10 protein-coding genes and 3 tRNA genes are annotated in these 17,119 nt (G+C 49.0%); 4 read left to right on the forward strand and 9 right to left on the reverse strand.

All coding sequences use genetic code 11. The features are described 5' to 3' along the window. Positions 1-43 precede the first annotated feature (43 nt). The 3 genes from FEM44_RS03965 to FEM44_RS03975 all read left to right on the forward strand — a co-directional run bounded on the left by FEM44_RS03965 (position 44) and on the right by FEM44_RS03975 (position 341). A tRNA-Met gene (locus FEM44_RS03965) sits at positions 44-120 on the forward strand. Positions 121-153: 33 nt separating this feature from the next. Then, positions 154-230, forward strand: a tRNA-Met gene (locus FEM44_RS03970). Between the two features lie 34 nt (positions 231-264). Then, a tRNA-Met gene (locus FEM44_RS03975) sits at positions 265-341 on the forward strand. 78 nt (positions 342-419) lie between these two features. Here FEM44_RS03975 and FEM44_RS03980 read toward each other — a convergent pair. The 6 genes from FEM44_RS03980 to amiC all read right to left on the reverse strand — a co-directional run bounded on the left by FEM44_RS03980 (position 420) and on the right by amiC (position 7,163). Further along, positions 420-1,367 carry a phosphoglycerate dehydrogenase gene (locus FEM44_RS03980; RefSeq protein ID WP_135521199.1) on the reverse strand — a complete coding sequence of 316 codons (948 nt, stop codon included), beginning with the start codon at positions 1,365-1,367 and terminating at the stop codon, positions 420-422. A 71-nt stretch (positions 1,368-1,438) separates the two neighbouring features. Further along, entirely contained in the window at positions 1,439-2,035 is a 597-nt protein-coding gene (locus FEM44_RS03985) for a KpsF/GutQ family sugar-phosphate isomerase (RefSeq protein ID WP_135521198.1), read from the reverse strand. Between the two features lies 1 nt (position 2,036). Beyond that, the gene (locus FEM44_RS03990) at positions 2,037-3,212 is read right to left on the reverse strand and encodes a MalY/PatB family protein (protein WP_138158864.1); all 1,176 of its coding nucleotides are present in this window, start codon (positions 3,210-3,212) and stop codon (positions 2,037-2,039) included. After that, complete coding sequence (locus FEM44_RS03995; protein WP_135521196.1) at positions 3,212-4,792, reverse strand: PTS transporter subunit EIIC; 1,581 nt, start codon at positions 4,790-4,792, stop codon at positions 3,212-3,214. Before FEM44_RS03995 ends, FEM44_RS03990 begins: the two co-directional genes overlap by 1 nt. 31 nt (positions 4,793-4,823) lie before the next feature. Next, positions 4,824-5,648 (reverse strand): PRD domain-containing protein, encoded by an 825-nt coding sequence (locus FEM44_RS04000; RefSeq protein WP_135521244.1) that lies wholly within the window; start codon positions 5,646-5,648, stop codon positions 4,824-4,826. 261 nt (positions 5,649-5,909) lie between these two features. Continuing rightward, a complete protein-coding gene (amiC, locus tag FEM44_RS04005) occupies positions 5,910-7,163 on the reverse strand; it encodes an N-acetylmuramoyl-L-alanine amidase AmiC (protein WP_044189882.1) in 1,254 nt (417 codons plus the stop codon). A 231-nt stretch (positions 7,164-7,394) separates the two neighbouring features. Here amiC and argA point away from each other — a divergent pair, with 231 nt between their 5' ends. Then, the gene (gene argA, locus FEM44_RS04010) at positions 7,395-8,726 is read left to right on the forward strand and encodes an amino-acid N-acetyltransferase (protein ID WP_135521195.1); all 1,332 of its coding nucleotides are present in this window, start codon (positions 7,395-7,397) and stop codon (positions 8,724-8,726) included. A gap of 81 nt (positions 8,727-8,807) precedes the next feature. Here the strand turns inward: argA and recD are convergent, their stop codons facing one another. The 3 genes from recD to ptrA are packed head-to-tail and all read right to left on the reverse strand — an operon-like array spanning position 8,808 to position 17,057. Then, positions 8,808-10,634, reverse strand: a complete 1,827-nt coding sequence (gene recD / locus FEM44_RS04015; RefSeq protein WP_135521193.1) for an exodeoxyribonuclease V subunit alpha — start codon at positions 10,632-10,634, stop codon at positions 8,808-8,810. Next, a complete protein-coding gene (gene recB / locus FEM44_RS04020) occupies positions 10,634-14,176 on the reverse strand; it encodes an exodeoxyribonuclease V subunit beta (protein ID WP_135521191.1) in 3,543 nt (1,180 codons plus the stop codon). Before recB ends, recD begins: the two co-directional genes overlap by 1 nt. Continuing rightward, entirely contained in the window at positions 14,169-17,057 is a 2,889-nt protein-coding gene (ptrA, locus tag FEM44_RS04025) for a pitrilysin (protein ID WP_135521189.1), read from the reverse strand. The genes recB and ptrA overlap by 8 nt, the downstream gene beginning before the upstream one ends. Positions 17,058-17,119: the final 62 nt, after the last annotated feature.

Genomic DNA, 17,119 nt, shown 5'->3' on the forward strand with positions numbered 1-17,119 from the left:
GGTTGCATGAAAACGCGAGCGGAGTATAGTGCGCATCCACGGACGCGGGGTGGAGCAGCCTGGTAGCTCGTCGGGCTCATAACCCGAAGGTCGTCGGTTCAAATCCGGCCCCCGCAACCAATTAAAATTTGATGAAGTAAAGCAGTACGGTGACGCGGGGTGGAGCAGCCTGGTAGCTCGTCGGGCTCATAACCCGAAGGTCGTCGGTTCAAATCCGGCCCCCGCAACCAATCAAAATTTGATGAAGTAATAGCAGTACGGTGACGCGGGGTGGAGCAGCCTGGTAGCTCGTCGGGCTCATAACCCGAAGGTCGTCGGTTCAAATCCGGCCCCCGCAACCAATACTTAGAATACTGATAAACCGCAATGTGTTTCACAGATTGCGGTTTTTTTGTACCTGAAATCTTCCTTGTCTGAACTCACAGCACGTTTTTTATCTCCCTCCCCGCAAAGAAATCAATTATCGACCTGGCAACGTGTATCCCGGTTTGCTGGTATGACTCAACGGTGGCGGCTGCAATATGCGGCGTTGTAATGATATTTTTGGTATGCAGCAATGGGCTAAATTGCGCCAGCGGTTCAGAGCTAAATACATCCAGCGCCGCAAAAACATTCCGTTCTTCAATAATCTGAAGTAAAGCCTTCTCATCCAGCAGTTTTCCCCTGGCGGCATTGATGATCAACGAGCCGTTACGCATCATCGACAAATATTTGTGGCTAATGAAGTTCTCCAGATCAGGAGAAAACGGCAGAAGAACAATGATGACATGCGACTGCATAAAGATATCTTCAATTGATACGAACTGAACTCCAGCTTTGTCAGCAACCTGATAATCGGGTTGTTTGTCAAAAGCTAAAAGCTCAACATCAAAACCGGACAACCTTTTCGCCAGTGTTTTACCAATATTACCGTAGCCAACCAGGCCAATCCGTTTCCCTTGTAACTCGCAGCCATGCGACTCGCCCCAATAACCATTTTGCATCGCATGATAGCTGCCAGGGATATTTCTCATGCTCGCGAAGATAAGACCAATAATAAATTCCGCAACCGCATTTGAATTAATCCCAGCCGCATTATTAACTACAATATTGGATTGTTGTACCGCGCGAAGATCAATATTATCTATCCCCGTCCCGAATCTCGATATTATTCTCACACCAGGCAGTAGTGATAGCGTGTCCGCCTGATAGCAATCTTTTCCGGCAATGACTGCGCAAATAGATTCTCGTAATACTGTGGATTCTGATTTAACCAGATGCTCCACATTATTCTTAATAATAAGGTTAAAATGATTTTCTCTTAGCAGCTTGCTGGCAGAAACACAACGCGCTGAAAAGCTGGGAACGGTGACCAGAACGTTTTTCATAGCTGACACTCACTTCAATGAACGCCACCCCAAAAGATGGCGTGACCGGTTACTGTATTTATATTTTAAAATTATGAATTTGCTTTAATGCCGAGTGCACCTCCTGGATGATATAAGCCGAAATCAGCACGAGTAAATTTTTTCAATTCGGAGAGTGCAAGCGCCACCGCATCACCAACAACCAGAACGACTGTCGATGAGCATGACGGCGCTAAACCTAAATTATCAGCCTCACTTTTGACGGGAATTTCAACGGATAAATCACAACTTATCGCAAGCGATGAGCGATGACTGCGGGTAAAAGAGATCAAATAATTACCCATTTTTTTCAGACTAGGTAGTGTTGCCAGGATTTCTGTCGTCTCACCACTGTTTGAAATAAGAATAACAACATCATCTTTCGCCACCATCCCAAGATCGCCGTGTACCGCTTCCGTACCGTGAACAAAAAACGAAGGAGTTCCGGTGCTGGCAAAAGTTGCTGCGAGCTTTCTGGCAATAATACCGGACTTACCAACACCAATAAAAACAACTTTACCCTGACAAGATTGTAATATCTTAATTAAAGCAGCAACTTCCGAAAGGGGAGAATCAATAACCGCTTCAACAGCCTTATGTTCGTTACGCATAAAATGTTTAATAAGATGTACAAGTTCCGTGTTGTTCATTTTATTTTTCCTGATTAATATTTTTAATTACACTCGCAAGACGCGTAAGCCCCATATATAATTTTTCTCGACCGCAGGCCAGGTTCAGACGAAGGTAGCCCTCCCCCTCCGTTCCATAGACATGCCCCGCCATAATGCCCACTTTGCCTTCATTAATTAATCGACTGTAGAATTCATCAAAGGGATAGCCAATAGCAGAGCAATCTATCCACGAAAAATAGCAGCCATCAGCCGGCCTTACGATCAATTCTGGAGTATTTTCATTCAGATACTGCCGGGTGAATTGAATGTTAGAGACAATATGTGCCTTCAATAAATTTAACCATCCCTCACATTCATTATAGGCAACAATGGTTGCAATTATATTCAGTACTGATGGAGAGTTTACGAAATCGCGATACCTCGATATCGTTCTGAACTTATGATTAAAATTATCGTCAGTTGAAATCAGATACGATCCTGTTAGCGCAGGAACATTAAATGTTTTCGATATCGAATTAAACACCACTACTTTTTCTTTTTTTATTTTAAGCGCTGATGTGAAACTACGATTAAAAACAAAATCACTATGAATTTCATCTGCACATAACCAGACATTATGTCTTACACAGCTTGCAGCGATTTTATGCAGATCTTCTTCCGACCAGACGGTTCCTGTCGGGTTATGAGGATTACATAATAACACCATCTTCGCGCTTTTAATTTTAAGCTCAAAATCTTGCCAGTTGATAGCGTAGCCCTCCTCATTTTTTATAATCAAAGAGGTTGTCAAAATATTTCGCTCGCTATGTTTAATCACATCAAAAAATGCATTATAGACAGGTGTAAAAACGAGAATATTATCGCCATGCGATGTCAATAACTCTATTGCTTTAGCAATGGAGTACATCACACTGGGGCTATAGGTTATCCATTCAGGTTTAATGCCTGTTTGATATTGTTGATGATACCAGTTTACTATCGCATTCAGATATTCACCATGTTGCCAACGACTGTACCCTAAAACCGGGTGTTCCAGGCGTTTTTTTAATGCTCTGATGATAGCTTCCGGTATCGGAAGATCCATATCTGAAATAGAGAAGGGTAATACATCTTTTACACCAAATCTGTCTTCGCAAAAGTCCCATTGGGTGCAATACGTTCCTTTACGGGAAATAGGGGTATTAAAAATATCCATCAGCGCATCCCCATGTAGCTATCCATGTCCCTACGCAGGGCGATGACTTTAGTGCCGATAATGACTTGTAGGGTATTTTGATCAAGTTTAACAACCGCAATTCCGCCAGCTCTTTTTATTGCAACCTCGTCAATCAATCCCATATCTGCGATTGTTAAACGTAAACGAGTTACGCAATTATCCAGTGACTTAATATTCTCTTTACCACCAAGTGCCTTAACCATCTGCTCTGCTGCTTGCAACTCTGATTTATCAAGAGTTGGGGTATCCGCTATAGCCGTATCTTCGTGAGCGTTCAGCGTGACAGGACTGGACTCTTCACGTCCTACGGTCATCAGGTTAAATTTGAGAATGGTCCAACGGAACACAAAGTAATAAATGAAGAAATAGGCCACTTCGACACACACCGCGATCGGCCAACCTGTTCTTGTGCCACGCAATACGCCAAAGCTAATAAATTGAATCAGATCGCCAGTAAATCCCATCTTCACGCCCATATATGGCAAGACCATATTGGCGAATCCATTCATAAAGGCATGGAAGACAAACAGCAGCGGACTGACAAATAAGAACAGAAATTCAATCGGTTCGCTGACGCCACCAATAATAACCGTAAGCACACCGGAAATAAGCAATGCTTTGATAGCCTTTCTGTTTTGAGCATGAGCAGTGCGATACATCGCCAGTGCAGCACCAGCCAGACCATACTGAATCATCAGTTTGCCCTGCTCCATTTTCCCCGCCAAATCCAGCGGAATGACCGCATTCTCTTTGACGTACGCCATAAACATGTTCAGGGTGCCGTAATACTCTTCGCCGCCAATCACAGCCGAACCGCCGATTGGCGTAAAGCGGAAAACTGACGTCACCAGATGGTTTAAGCCAAAAGGAATCGTCACACGTTCGGCAACTGCATAGAAGAAATAACCAACAGGACCGGAAGTTGATATCCAGTGACCAATGAGCATGAAGAGATTGAAAAACGGCGGCCAGATAAAAGGAATGATCAGACCAAATCCACTCATCACAATCAGTGTAATGATAGGCACCAGACGTGGGCCGCTATAAAAACCTAATGATTCTGGAATGCGTAAATTAACGATCTTTTTATACATGCTGGCGACTAATAACCCAGCAACAATTCCCCCCAACACGCTGGTATTGTAGGACTGGATCCCCAGAATGATGGTTTGCCCATGTGTCGACATTTGGTCAGCAGCGACCAATAAGTCGTGCTGTTTAAGATAAAAGTTCGTTCCCAGATGCATCGCCATAAAACCAATTAAGCCAGAAAAAGCGCCATAGGCTTTATCCTCTTTCTCTTTTAATAATCCTAAGGGAATTGCTATCGCAAACAATACAGGTAAATTAACAAAGGCAAATAAACCAAGGCTAACAATGAAATCAAGTATGGTTTTAATTATTGGAATAGCCAGAAATGGAATTAACTTTGCCATATCATCACTGGCTAAACCACTTCCTAGCCCTAGCATCATGCCACATACACTTAGCAGAGCAATGGGATACATAAATGCCTTCCCCAGGCTCTGAAAAAAACTCCAGGCTTTCTTTTGTTTCATGTGGGTTATCTCATATAAATGTTATATATAATTAGTCCATTAATACTTTGGTGCGAATAGAGAGATATAGTTTTTCTTCCAAAATCAATTCATATTTAAAAGTGGCGTACAGATACCTTTCAATTTCATGAATAGCGTGTTGTAACTGAATATCTTTCTCAAGAAACTGCTCATAGATATCACCAATATCTTTCTGTTTTATTTTTTCATTGCATAATACTCGATTGGAAAAATACTTAAGGTGCATCATAAATCTTGAATAGTTAAATGAACTCCTATCCACCCTTCTGTTATAAACGCCCTCAATAATCTCCGTAATTTTTTGAGACAACTCAATAATTCGTACAGATTCATAATCATTTGAGTTTTCATAGTTATTTAAAATATGTAATGCAATAAAACCAATCTCGTCATCAGGAAGTTGAAAGCTAAATTGCTCATTGATGATGGTTAATGCATCCCGACTTATTGCATATTCTGCTTTATACAACGCTTTGATTTCCTCAAGGAAAACATTATTAATTTGTATTCCGGAGGCGACTCGGGATATTGCATTCGAAATGTGATCGGCAAGAATCAGTAGTAGCGATGGATTTAGCTTTTTTTCAAGATTGATCTCCGCATATTGCACTATCTTTTCAGCCACAAATACATACTCAATATCCACATGCTCAATCAGCTTGTAGAGTTTATTTTTTTGCTCATTCCTGACATAAAAAATTCGGTTAGCCGGATGCTCAGGTACAGGCATGCCATATTTTTTGTTGTAACCGACGCCAGGCCCAGAAATGATAACCTCCTGTCCATTCATCGATGCCTGCACACAATTATTGTTCATGACTTTTTCGATGATCATTTCATGGCTCCAAAAAAAAAGGCAAGGCACGTCAGAAGTAATGATTACTTCAAACATTGCCTTGCCTGATTTAACAGTTACAAGATGATTAACTAATGCGTATACCTTACACGGGATTGTGTTTAATAAAAGAGACGCCAGGCTTATTTTTCTGGCCAATTTTCAAATATTCGACAACAATCACAAAATCATTGTTTAATATTCATGTCAATAATATTTATTCAATGAAATATAAATACATTGAATAAATAAATTAAAACATCATCCTCTTCTCGCCAGCGTCGCCCCATCGGCAAAATACGCTTTAATTCCCGCAAGAATAGACTCCGCAACTTCCTGCTGGAAAGTCGCCGTTTTCAATTTGCGCTCTTCCTCAACGTTACTGATAAACGCCGTTTCGACCAGAATGGAGGGAATATCTGGCGCTTTCAGCACAGCAAACCCGGCCTGCTCAACCTGATTCTTATGCAGTTTGTTGATTTTCCCCAGCTTATTTAGCACGGCCTTACCAAACTTCAGGCTGTCGGCAATGGTCAACGACTGCACCATATCGAACATGGTGTGGTCGACATAGCGGTCGCCGCTTTTGCTCACGCCACCAATCAAGTCCGAGGCGTTCTGGGTTTGCGCCAGATATTTTGCCGCAGTACTGGTTGCGCCTTTGGTAGAGAGCGCAAACACCGAGGAACCGCTCGGCTGGCGACTGGTAAAGGCGTCGGCATGAATAGAGACAAACAAGTCAGCACGCTGTTTCTGTGCTTTTGCTACGCGCACTTGCAACGGAATGAAGATGTCTTCATTACGCGTCATGTAAACCTTCATATTGCCCTCTTTCTCGATCAGAGAGCGCAGACGGCGAGCTATTTGCAATACCACGTCTTTTTCGCGCGTTTTGTATTTCCCCACCGCGCCGGAGTCTTCGCCGCCGTGGCCAGGGTCGAGCATAATGACAATCGGACGATCGCGCCCGGCCTTGCCTGGCTGTGGGCCACTCTGCGCAGGCGGCACCTGCTTTTCGAGGTCGCCTTTGTTGTAATCCTCCAGCAGCGCCAGCAATGGGTCCTGCATGTCCTGAGCATTGGCCGGATAAAGGTCCATCACCAGACGTTCTTTAAACCCGGCGACCGGCGCGAGGGCAAACATCTGCGGTTTTACATTTTGCTTTAACTCAAAAACCATCCGCACGGTTTGCGGATCAAATTGGCCGACGCGTGCCGACTTGATGAACGGGTCGTCAGCGCGGATTTGCGCAGCCATCCCTTTGAGCACCGAGTTCAGGTTTACATCTTCGATATCCACCACCACGCGTTCTGGGTTACTCAACGCGAACTGCTTATATTTCAGCTGACGATTTGATTCTACCGTCACGCGGGTGTAGCTGGACGCAGGCCAGACGCGCACCGCCACGACCTGGCTGACCGCAGCCAGACTCACCTGGCTTACGCTCAATAGCCACATGGCGCCCGCGCCTTGCAGTAAACGACGACGGCTGATTGCAGTGTTGGATCCTGACATGCCTCTCCCGAGCAAAAGAAATCTAAGCTGTGTAACAAGTAAACGACCAATTTGACCGGAAACTTTAGCGAAAGACGCATAATCTGTCATCTATAAAACGGTAAACATTCTATTTATATTCACGGTATTACTGATAAAAAAGTCGCACTCGCATAAAATTTGCACTTGCACACGGCGAAAAAACAGAATAAAAATACACTAATTTCGAATAATCATGCAAAGAGGTGTGCCGTGGTAAAGGAACGTAAAACCGAGCTGGTCGAGGGATTCCGCCATTCGGTTCCCTATATCAATACCCACCGGGGAAAAACGTTTGTCATCATGCTCGGCGGAGAAGCCATTGAGCATGAAAATTTCTCCAGTATTGTCAATGATATTGGGTTGTTGCACAGCCTCGGCATCCGTCTGGTGGTGGTTTATGGCGCACGTCCGCAGATCGACGCAAATCTGGCAGCACATCACCACGAGCCGCTATATCACAAGAATACGCGCGTGACCGACGCCAAAACGCTGGAGCTGGTGAAGCAGGCTGCGGGTACGTTACAACTGGATATAACCGCTCGCTTGTCAATGAGCCTCAACAACACGCCATTGCAAGGCGCGCATATCAACGTCGTCAGCGGCAATTTTATTATTGCCCAGCCGCTTGGCGTGGATGATGGTGTGGATTACTGCCATAGCGGACGCATCCGGCGGATTGATGAAGAAGCGATTCATCGCCAACTGGACAGCGGTGCAATTGTGCTGATGGGGCCGGTGGCGGTTTCGGTCACAGGCGAGAGCTTTAACCTGACCTCGGAAGAGATTGCCACACAACTTGCCATCAAACTGAAAGCTGAGAAGATGATTGGTTTTTGCTCTTCACAGGGCGTCACCAATGACAATGGCGATATTGTCTCCGAACTTTTCCCTAACGAGGCGCAGGCACGGGTTGAAGCCCAGGAAGAGAAAGGCGATTACAACTCTGGTACGGTGCGCTTTTTGCGTGGCGCAGTGAAAGCCTGCCGCAGCGGCGTGCGTCGCTGTCATTTAATCAGTTATCAGGAAGATGGTGCGCTGTTGCAAGAGTTGTTCTCACGTGACGGTATCGGTACGCAGATTGTGATGGAAAGCGCCGAGCAGATTCGTCGCGCAACAATCAACGATATTGGCGGTATTCTGGAGTTGATTCGCCCACTGGAGCAGCAAGGTATTCTGGTGCGTCGTTCTCGCGAGCAACTGGAGATGGAAATCGACAAATTCACCATTATTCAGCGCGATAACACGACTATTGCCTGCGCCGCGCTCTATCCATTCCCGGAAGAGAAGATAGGTGAAATGGCATGCGTGGCTGTACATCCGGATTACCGCAGTTCATCAAGGGGCGAAGTTTTGCTGGAACGCATTGCAGCCCAGGCGAAGCAAAGCGGCTTAAGCAAATTGTTTGTACTGACTACGCGCAGTATTCACTGGTTCCAGGAACGCGGATTTACCCCAGTGGATATTGATTTGCTGCCGGAGAGCAAAAAGCAGTTGTACAATTACCAGCGTAAATCAAAGGTGTTGATGGCGGATTTAGGGTAAGCGATGAAAATTGCCGGATGCGATATGCGCAATGCCCCCAGGCATGATAAGACGCGCATGCGTCGCATCAGGCAATCACATTTATCCCCGCGAACTAAACAACGCTGCCAGCCCGCTACGCCGCTCGGTGCGCGTGGCGATTGCCGCACTTAAAATGCGTTCATCGGCATACAATGACAAACGCCGACGCGCGCGGGTCACCGCGGTGTAAACCAGCTCTCGTGTTACCACCGGCGTGCGTTGGCTCGGTAAAATCAACGCCGCATGGTCGAACTCCGATCCCTGTGATTTATGTACCGTCATTGCCCACGTAGTTTCGTGCTCCGGCAGGCGACTCGGTTGCACCGACTTGATATTGCCGTCCGGCATCGCAAACCAGACACGCGTCCCCTGCCCGCGATCCAGAGCGACACCGATATCACCATTAAACAACCCAAGCGCACTGTCATTACGGGCAATCATCACCGGCCGGCCTTCGTACCAGCGCGAGTGCGGATGACGATGAATTTTGCGCTTCTGTTGCATAAACTGCTCAATTCGCTCATTCAGTCCAGCCACGCCAAACGGCCCTTCCCGCAGGGCGCACAAAAGCTGATACTCATTGAACGCCTGAATGATTAAATCCGGCTCGGCACGTGCCTGAAGCAGATCCAGGTAGCGTCCGTAACCCGCAAGAGCTTCCTCAAGCATCGCAATATAATCATCGCCGCTCTGTAAAAGCCGTTTTTCGATATCAGTAAAATCCTGCTGAAAAACGGTTTTCACTGCCGTTTTATCGCCGCGATTAATAGCCGCCGCAAGCTGACCAATGCCAGAGTTGCTGCCGAAACGGTAACTCTTTTGCAGCAGGCAGAGACTATCGCGCAGTGATGCCGCTTCTGTGCCGCTTCCCGCCGGAACGTGGCTTCCCGTCAGGCGGCTTAACTGCCCGGCACGCTCTGCGGTAAAGCCCGCATTGGCATAAGCGCAGATATCGCCCAGCACAGCTCCAGCCTCAACGGAGGCCAGTTGATCGCGATCGCCGAGAAAGATCACTCGCGCATGATCGGGCAAGGCGTCGATCAGCCGAGACATCATCGGTAGATCGATCATTGACGCTTCATCCACCACCAGCACATCAAGATGCAGCGGGTTACCCGCATGATGGCGTAAGCGCTGGCTACCTGGCTGCGCGCCCAGGAGGCGGTGCAAGGTGCTGGCATCTTCCGGAATGCGTTTCTTTTGTTCATCGGTCAGCGGTAACTGTCGCAAAGCCTTGCCGAGAGATTCGGTTAAGCGCGCGGCAGCTTTACCCGTTGGTGCAGCCAGACGGATACGGCAGCGTTCACCGTCGGCCATCTGAATTAACGCTGCCAGCAACTTCGCTACGGTCGTCGTTTTACCGGTGCCAGGGCCGCCGGAAATCACCGAGATCCGCCGCGTCAGCGCCACTGCCGCCGCAACTTTTTGCCAGTTAATTTCATCGCTTACTGGAAAAAGTTTGTCCAGGGTTTGCGCCAGTAGAGCTTCATCAACCTCAATGGCATGATTCACTTCGTTGAAAAAGCGTGCCACCGTACGTTCGTTACACCACATGCGATTCAGATAAAGACGATCGCCACAGAGGATCATCGGCGTTGGTTCATCTCCCCGACTGACCGCTTGTGAAGCCAGCAAGCATTCTTCCCAATTTTGTAGCTCACCGATTTCACTGACACAGGTCGCCAACAGCGGATGCGACGCCTCGTTATTTTCCAGTCGTGAAAGCGGCAAACAGACGTGTCCCTCTCCGGCATCATGACTTAACAGTGCCGCCGCGAGGGTGACGGCAGGATGTTCATCTCCCGCCACGGTCAGGGCAAATTGCACATCCAGCGGGCGTAGCTGTTTGTGCTCCACAGCTTCCAGTAATTGCTTTTGCAATTTCATTACGCCTCCTCCAGGGCCATACCGGCAAACATCTCATCCATCAGGTCAATCAACTCGGCGTTGGGTCGGGTCGCGTAGATCCCTTGTTGCGGATGTTCTTTATCAACGCCACGCAGGAACAGATAGATAACGCCGCCAAAGTGACGATCATAGTCGTAATCAGCAATGCGATGGCGCAGATAACGATGCAGCGCCAGGGTATAAAGCTGATATTGCAGATCATAGCGGTGTGCCTGCATCGCCGCTGCCATAGCCTGTTGGGTGTAAGCCGAACTGTCTTCACCCAACCAGTTGGATTTATAGTCGAGCAAGTAATAACGCCCTTCGTGGCGGAACACCAGGTCAATAAAACCTTTTAACATGCCACGTACCTGCATGAACTCCAGCGGCGGGCAGACTGCGGATAGCGGGTCAAACTGGCGGATTAACGTATCAAGCTGACTGGCGATAAGCGGTTCACTAATCGGCAGATAAAACTCCATCTCCACCTGTTTATTGCGGGCGGAAAGTTGACTCAGGCTTACGCCGGTTTCATTGAGCGGCGCCTGAAGAATAGCGGTGATCCACTCAGTTAACACAGGTTCCCAGTGCGCTTCAAAACCGCCAAGCTCCAGTTTTTCCCGCACCCAGTTCGGGTCAACCGGCTGGGTAAAATCCAGGTCTTCAAACAAACTGTGCAAGAACGTCCCCGGTGACGCACCGCGCGGAAACTGATGTGGTGTTAACGTCGGTTCTTCAACGACGCTGGCAACGCCTGCAGCATCGACATCCAGCCGTGGCATCAGATCCTGAGCGATACCGTGACCACGCTGTTGCAAACCAGAGTAGCTGGTGACGCGCCAGTTATCGCCGGGCAATCGTTGTAACGTCTTCGCATTCAGCTCTGCTGTAGAAACATCATTAACCTGCCAGGGCTGGTTATCACCAGTTTGTGCCGTTTGCCAGGCTATATCATCATCGCACAACGCTTCAATACAGGCGCGAAGCCCCGCCGCATCTTGCGGTTCTCCTTTTTGCAGCAAGCGCCCGAGCGCACTTTGATGAACGTCGGTGTCACCTTTTTTATCGCCACGACGGCGCACCAGCGGCGCAACACCGAGACTGCAATGCCAGACCGAACGCGTCAGTGCCACGTAAAGCAAACGCAGATCTTCAGCCAGACGTTCGGCTTCAGCGAGATCTACGCTTTCTGGCGCAGCGTTAAGATCCAGAACTGCTTCAAACGAGCCTCGATCGTGATAGAACGCCTGATCCTGTACACGGAAATTGGTGATAAACGGCAGCCAGACCAGCGGATATTCCAGCCCTTTCGATTTGTGGATCGTGACAATCTGCACCAAATGTTTGTCGCTTTCGAGGCGCATTTGTTGGCTGGAGGCATTACTGTCTGGCTCAAGGATATGTTGCGATAACCAGCGTACCAGCGCATGTTCACTTTCCAGCTGCGTTCCGGCTTCTTGTAGCAGTTCGCTGATATGCAAGATGTCAGTAAGACGCCGCTCGCCACCTGCCGTTGCCAGCAGGTTTTCTGCAATGTTGCGCGCCGACATCAGCGCCCGCAGCATTGGCATGACGCCGCGTTTGCGCCAGATTTGCCGATAACCATCGAACTCTTCGACCACCGCGTCCCACGCATTTTCGTCATTGTTCAGCGTTTCGATATCCAGCGCGTTCAGCCCCATCATTGACGTTGCCAGCGCACTACGCAGGGTGTTCTCACGTTCGGGCGTCATCACCGCCTGCAACAACCAAAGCATTTCCTGAGCTTCCAGAGTTTCAAAAACACTGTCGCGGTTCGAAAGGTAAACGGAAGGGATTTCCAGCAACGTTAAGGCATCGCGCACCTGGGCGGCCTCCTGGCGGCTGCGCACCAGCACACTGATGTCCGAAGCACGCACCGGACGCGCGTCGTCGCCGTTCATCAGCAACGCTTCGCCCCGCTGTCCGGCTTGTAGCCAGTCGCGGATTTGCGCAGCACATACCTGCGCCATGGTACTTTGATAGTCGCCAACGCCGCAGCTTTCGCCTTCCATCAACCACATTTTCATCGCAGGCTGCGTTTCACCTTTAAATACAAAACGTAACGCCTGATTTTTCCCGGCTGATTTCACTGGAATAAACGGTATTTCGCGAAACATGAACGCGTCATCAGTCTGGCTGAAAAGCTTATTCACGCTGTTCACCATTCCTGGTGCGGAGCGCCAGTTGGTGTCTAAGGTGTAGTGGGCGTGAACTTCGCTACGCGCCTTCATATAAGTGAAGATATCCGCACCACGGAACGCATAAATGGCCTGTTTCGGATCACCAATCAGCAGCAATGCGGTTTCCGGCTGATGGTGCCAGATACGGCGAAAAATCCGGTACTGCTGCGGGTCCGTATCCTGAAATTCGTCGATCATTGCCACCGGGAATCGTGTACGGATCGCTGTCGCCAGAGCCTCACCGCTTTCGCTACGCAGCGCGGAATCGAGCCGACTTAGCATGTCGTCAAAGCCCAGTTCGCCACGGCGACGTTTTTCACGCGCTACCGTTTCGCGGATCTCAGCCAATGCGCGGGTGATCACCAGATCGCGGATTGATAATGGTTCTGCAAGCAGTTGATCGATCGCCTCAAACAGCGGATGTCGCGGGGTTTCCCCCCCGGCTTTCGTGCGATCTTCTAAGAAACGCTGAGAGAATTTTTCCAGCGACTCTGGCAACTGATAACTGTTTGTCTCTTCTTCTGCCCAGGCACTGATCTTGTCTATCCATTTAGCCTGATTGCTACGGTTAAACTTGCGTCGATCAATGCCAGAAGATTCGATCAGCGCATCCAGTTCACCCACTGCGTCGCGCCACTGCTGTTTTACCGTATCAATACGCGCCACAATTTGCGCGTGGCGGGAAGCCAGCGTTTCATCATCGGGCGGCGGAGCTTTGATAACCGGCGCTTCGCCTTGCAAATAACGATTAATATCGCGCAGTAACGCCTGCGGCCCTTTCCAGGTTTCAAAGACTACCTGAGCAATTTCACGCGGTAACGGGTAGCAATGGCGACGCCAGAAATCGGCGCAGGCCTGGTAGCGCAGTAGCGATTCATCTTCAATCAGTTGCTGCTCAAACAACATGCCGGATTCAAAGGCATTCAGGTTGAGCATACGCTGGCAAAAACCGTGAATGGTAAAGACTGCCGCTTCATCCATCTGCCGCTCGGCTAACAGCAACCACTGCGCGGCCTGTGCTTTATCGTCGATCTCTTCCAGAAGGCGTTTGTACAGCGGATTGTCGGTGGTTTCACGCAAACAAGCGATGCGCAGCTCGTGGATATTGCTACGGATACGACCGCGCAATTCTGCAGTGGCCGCCTCGGTAAAGGTCACCACCAGCAGTTCTTCAACGGTCAGCGGGCGGGGAAAGGCGGCAGAACCGCCTAGTCCAAGTAACAGGCGCAAATAGAGCGCCGCAATCGTAAAGGTTTTGCCTGTGCCGGCAGAGGCTTCAATCAGGCGCTCGCCCTGTAAGGGCAAGCGCAAAGGATCTAGAGTCTCGGCGACATCACTCATTCTTTTCACTCATCAGGGGCATTGTTTGCTGCAACGCGCTGACGTTCTCCCACACTTTCCAGCCTTCAGGGTGTACATATTCTGCTTTCCCATTCTGGCTGCCGGAAATCTGCGACAGGATAGCCATGCCTTGCGGCTCGACTACCGCCTGATGGAAGAAATCGGCCAGTTTTTGCGGCGTCAGCAGTTTAATCTGGGCCACGATTTTATCACGCGAATCGAAGCTCATATTGCCGCGATCGAAATCTTTACTTAACTTCGATGCTTCTTCGCCGAGCGTTTGAGGTGCCTGCAGCATCTGAGTAATTACCGCCTGCTGGATTTGCGCAAACTCTTCTGGCTTCATCGCCCGCAATTTTGCCTCTGCGGTTGGGAAAAACGCCTTGTAACGCTCCCACAAGAATGAAGGCTGTTTATCATTGCTCTGCAAAAGGAAGCCCATGCCCCACTGACGCCCCACGCTCATTGGGAATGCAAACACGGCATAGCCCAACTGTTCTTCGGTGCGCAACTGGTTGTAGAACCACGGCTGTACTATCTGCCCCAGCAGAGAACTATACGCTGAACTGGTGTATTCATCGTAGCCAGTCGGTACAAATACCGCTGCCAGCGCAGAGTCGGTGCTGTTACCGGCTTTTTCAAAGATGACGGATTGTTTTTTATCGACCAGTACATCTTTGTTACGACACCACTCTGAGCCATCAGCGCCCAACTGTTTTTGCACATTGCGCGCCAGCGTTGTTGCCTGGGCTTCGGTCATGTTGCCAATAACCATAAACTCTGGTCGGGCCCCTGATTTTAAGGCGTCGCGATAGGCCAGCACCTCTTTCAAAGTGATGGAAGGCAAAATTTTGCGCCGTTCATCTCGCGAGAAGTACGGCACTTGCGAGAGCATCTGCGCGGGCATAATCGCCTGCTCGAACGCTTTGCCCTTTTCTGCGGAATCCATCATCTGGTTATACCAGGATTTTGCCTGCTCAAGCTGATCTTCCGTGGCGGTATAGCTAAAGTACCCCTCGAGCAATGCCTGGAACAGCTGCGGCAGACGCTGGGTGTAACCATTAGCATTAACCATAAGGCCGTTGTTAGCATTGGTGGAAAAACTAATGCCGCCAACCGACGCCTGGTTGCTTAACTGATCAAGCGCCAGCCCTGCGAGATAATCATTGAGCGCAAACATCACCTGATTGCGGGCGCTGTCCATGGCTTTCGGATTACGCAAAATCAGGCTGACATCGGCTTTTGGCTCGCTGGCAAAATAACGGCTCGGCGCATATACCACACGCAGGTTCGATTCATCCACAATCAACTCTGGATGGTCATATGTCTTCTCTGACTTAATCAGCGAGAAATCGTCAGGAATATAGGGGTTAAGCTCCGGTAAGGAGAGCGCAATATTGGCGGCTTTTTGCTGCCAGTCAGCGAAAGTTTGTTCGCTGATTTTATCGACCTGATACGGCGCATCTACAAAATAAGCCGTTTTATTGTGCGGCTCTTTCGGGCTGATATACCAGATACGCGCGTTCTGCGGCGTCATCATCGCCAGACGTTCTTTTACTGCTTTTGCATCGTACCGATCGGCAATATTTACCGCATCCAGCGTATGCTCAACAGGAACGCGAATCATGGTATCCGCCAGCCATTCGACATAATCCATATCACGAGTGATCGACGGATAGCGGAAGTCGATATCCAGCACATTCGCCAGTTCATCGAAGTATTGTTTATCAATGCCTTTTTCACGTAACAGATTGAGATAGCTGAAAATTGCAGCCACAACCTGATCACGATTAGCCAGACCTTTATCGGTTAAAGACGCAGAGATCGCTAAAACGCCGCTGTTGCCGTTGACGATAGGATCGGAGTTGGCGCTAATGCCCTCAACTAATCCCTGTTTTTGCAGCCAGTCAGAAAGTGTACCGGGGCTGCGATTGCCAATCAGATAGGTAATCAATTCATCGGTTTTACTACGGAATTTCGCCGAGTTGTTATCAATACGAAACTCGACGCGCAGCACTTTACGCGGCAGCGCCGGAACATAATGAATGATAATGCCCTTTTGCGCGTCGGTGACTACCGGTACAGTGATTTCCGGTTTTTTGCTCTCTTTGTTCGGCACGCGACCGAAGGTGTCCGCCGCCATTTTTGCCAACTCCGGCAGCGGTTTATTGCTGTAAATAACCGCCTTCATCAGATTGGCGGAATAGTACTTCTCGTGGAAATCTTTCAGCGCCTGCTGCACCGGATTACCAGGTTTATCGCTTAAAGTTTCGAGGTTACCACCAGAAAACTTTGAACCGGGGTGTGCCGGGTTAATGGTTTCTGCGCTGACCTGTGCCATGCGCATCCCGTCACGCGTACGCGCCATGGTTAATTCAGCGTTCACCGCATTACGCTCACGTTCGGCATATTTCTTGTCGAGCAAGGGTTCAGCGATAGCATCGGCCAGGCGGTCTACCGCACCAGGCAAGGCGTCGTTCTCAACTTCCAGATAGAAAGCCGTACGATACGGCGCAGTGCTGGCATTGTGACTGCCGCCGTGCATTTTGAGATATTCGGCCAGGCTATCAGCTTGAGGGTATTTTTTCGACCCCATCAGACTCATGTGTTCAAGGTAATGCGCCAGCCCCTGATAAGCCTCGGGATCTTCCAGCGACCCAACGGGCACCACCAGCGCCGAAAGCGATTTAACCGCCTGTGGATCTGAAACCAGCAATACCACCATACCGTTATCCAGACGCACAGCCTGATACTGGCGGTTATCTTTATCACTTTTACGGATGGTTTCCTGAATCGGCTGCCATCCCGTTTCTGCCTGACTTAAGGGTGCCCAGAGGGCGACAAACAACAATAATGCTTTGAACCAGGTGCTGCGGGGCATTCACGGACCTCATTATCAACTTTATTTTCCAACCAGATTCAACACGTTAACGCAAATCATCT

The sequence above is a fragment of the Escherichia sp. E4742 genome, from assembly GCF_005843885.1.
In the GTDB taxonomy this organism is placed as follows: domain Bacteria; phylum Pseudomonadota; class Gammaproteobacteria; order Enterobacterales; family Enterobacteriaceae; genus Escherichia.

What these genes read in the sequence shown, in the direction of transcription:
- FEM44_RS03980 (WP_135521199.1), bottom strand. Translation starts at nt 1,367, where the DNA reads ATGAAAAACGTTCTGGTCACCGTTCCCAGCTTTTCAGCGCGTTGTGTT.
- FEM44_RS03985 (WP_135521198.1), bottom strand. Translation starts at nt 2,035, where the DNA reads ATGAACAACACGGAACTTGTACATCTTATTAAACATTTTATGCGTAAC.
- FEM44_RS03990 (WP_138158864.1), bottom strand. Translation starts at nt 3,212, where the DNA reads ATGGATATTTTTAATACCCCTATTTCCCGTAAAGGAACGTATTGCACC.
- FEM44_RS03995 (WP_135521196.1), bottom strand. Translation starts at nt 4,792, where the DNA reads ATGAAACAAAAGAAAGCCTGGAGTTTTTTTCAGAGCCTGGGGAAGGCA.
- FEM44_RS04000 (WP_135521244.1), bottom strand. Translation starts at nt 5,648, where the DNA reads ATGATCATCGAAAAAGTCATGAACAATAATTGTGTGCAGGCATCGATG.
- amiC (WP_044189882.1), bottom strand. Translation starts at nt 7,163, where the DNA reads ATGTCAGGATCCAACACTGCAATCAGCCGTCGTCGTTTACTGCAAGGC.
- recD (WP_135521193.1), bottom strand. Translation starts at nt 10,634, where the DNA reads ATGAAATTGCAAAAGCAATTACTGGAAGCTGTGGAGCACAAACAGCTA.
- recB (WP_135521191.1), bottom strand. Translation starts at nt 14,176, where the DNA reads ATGAGTGATGTCGCCGAGACTCTAGATCCTTTGCGCTTGCCCTTACAG.
- ptrA (WP_135521189.1), bottom strand. Translation starts at nt 17,057, where the DNA reads ATGCCCCGCAGCACCTGGTTCAAAGCATTATTGTTGTTTGTCGCCCTC.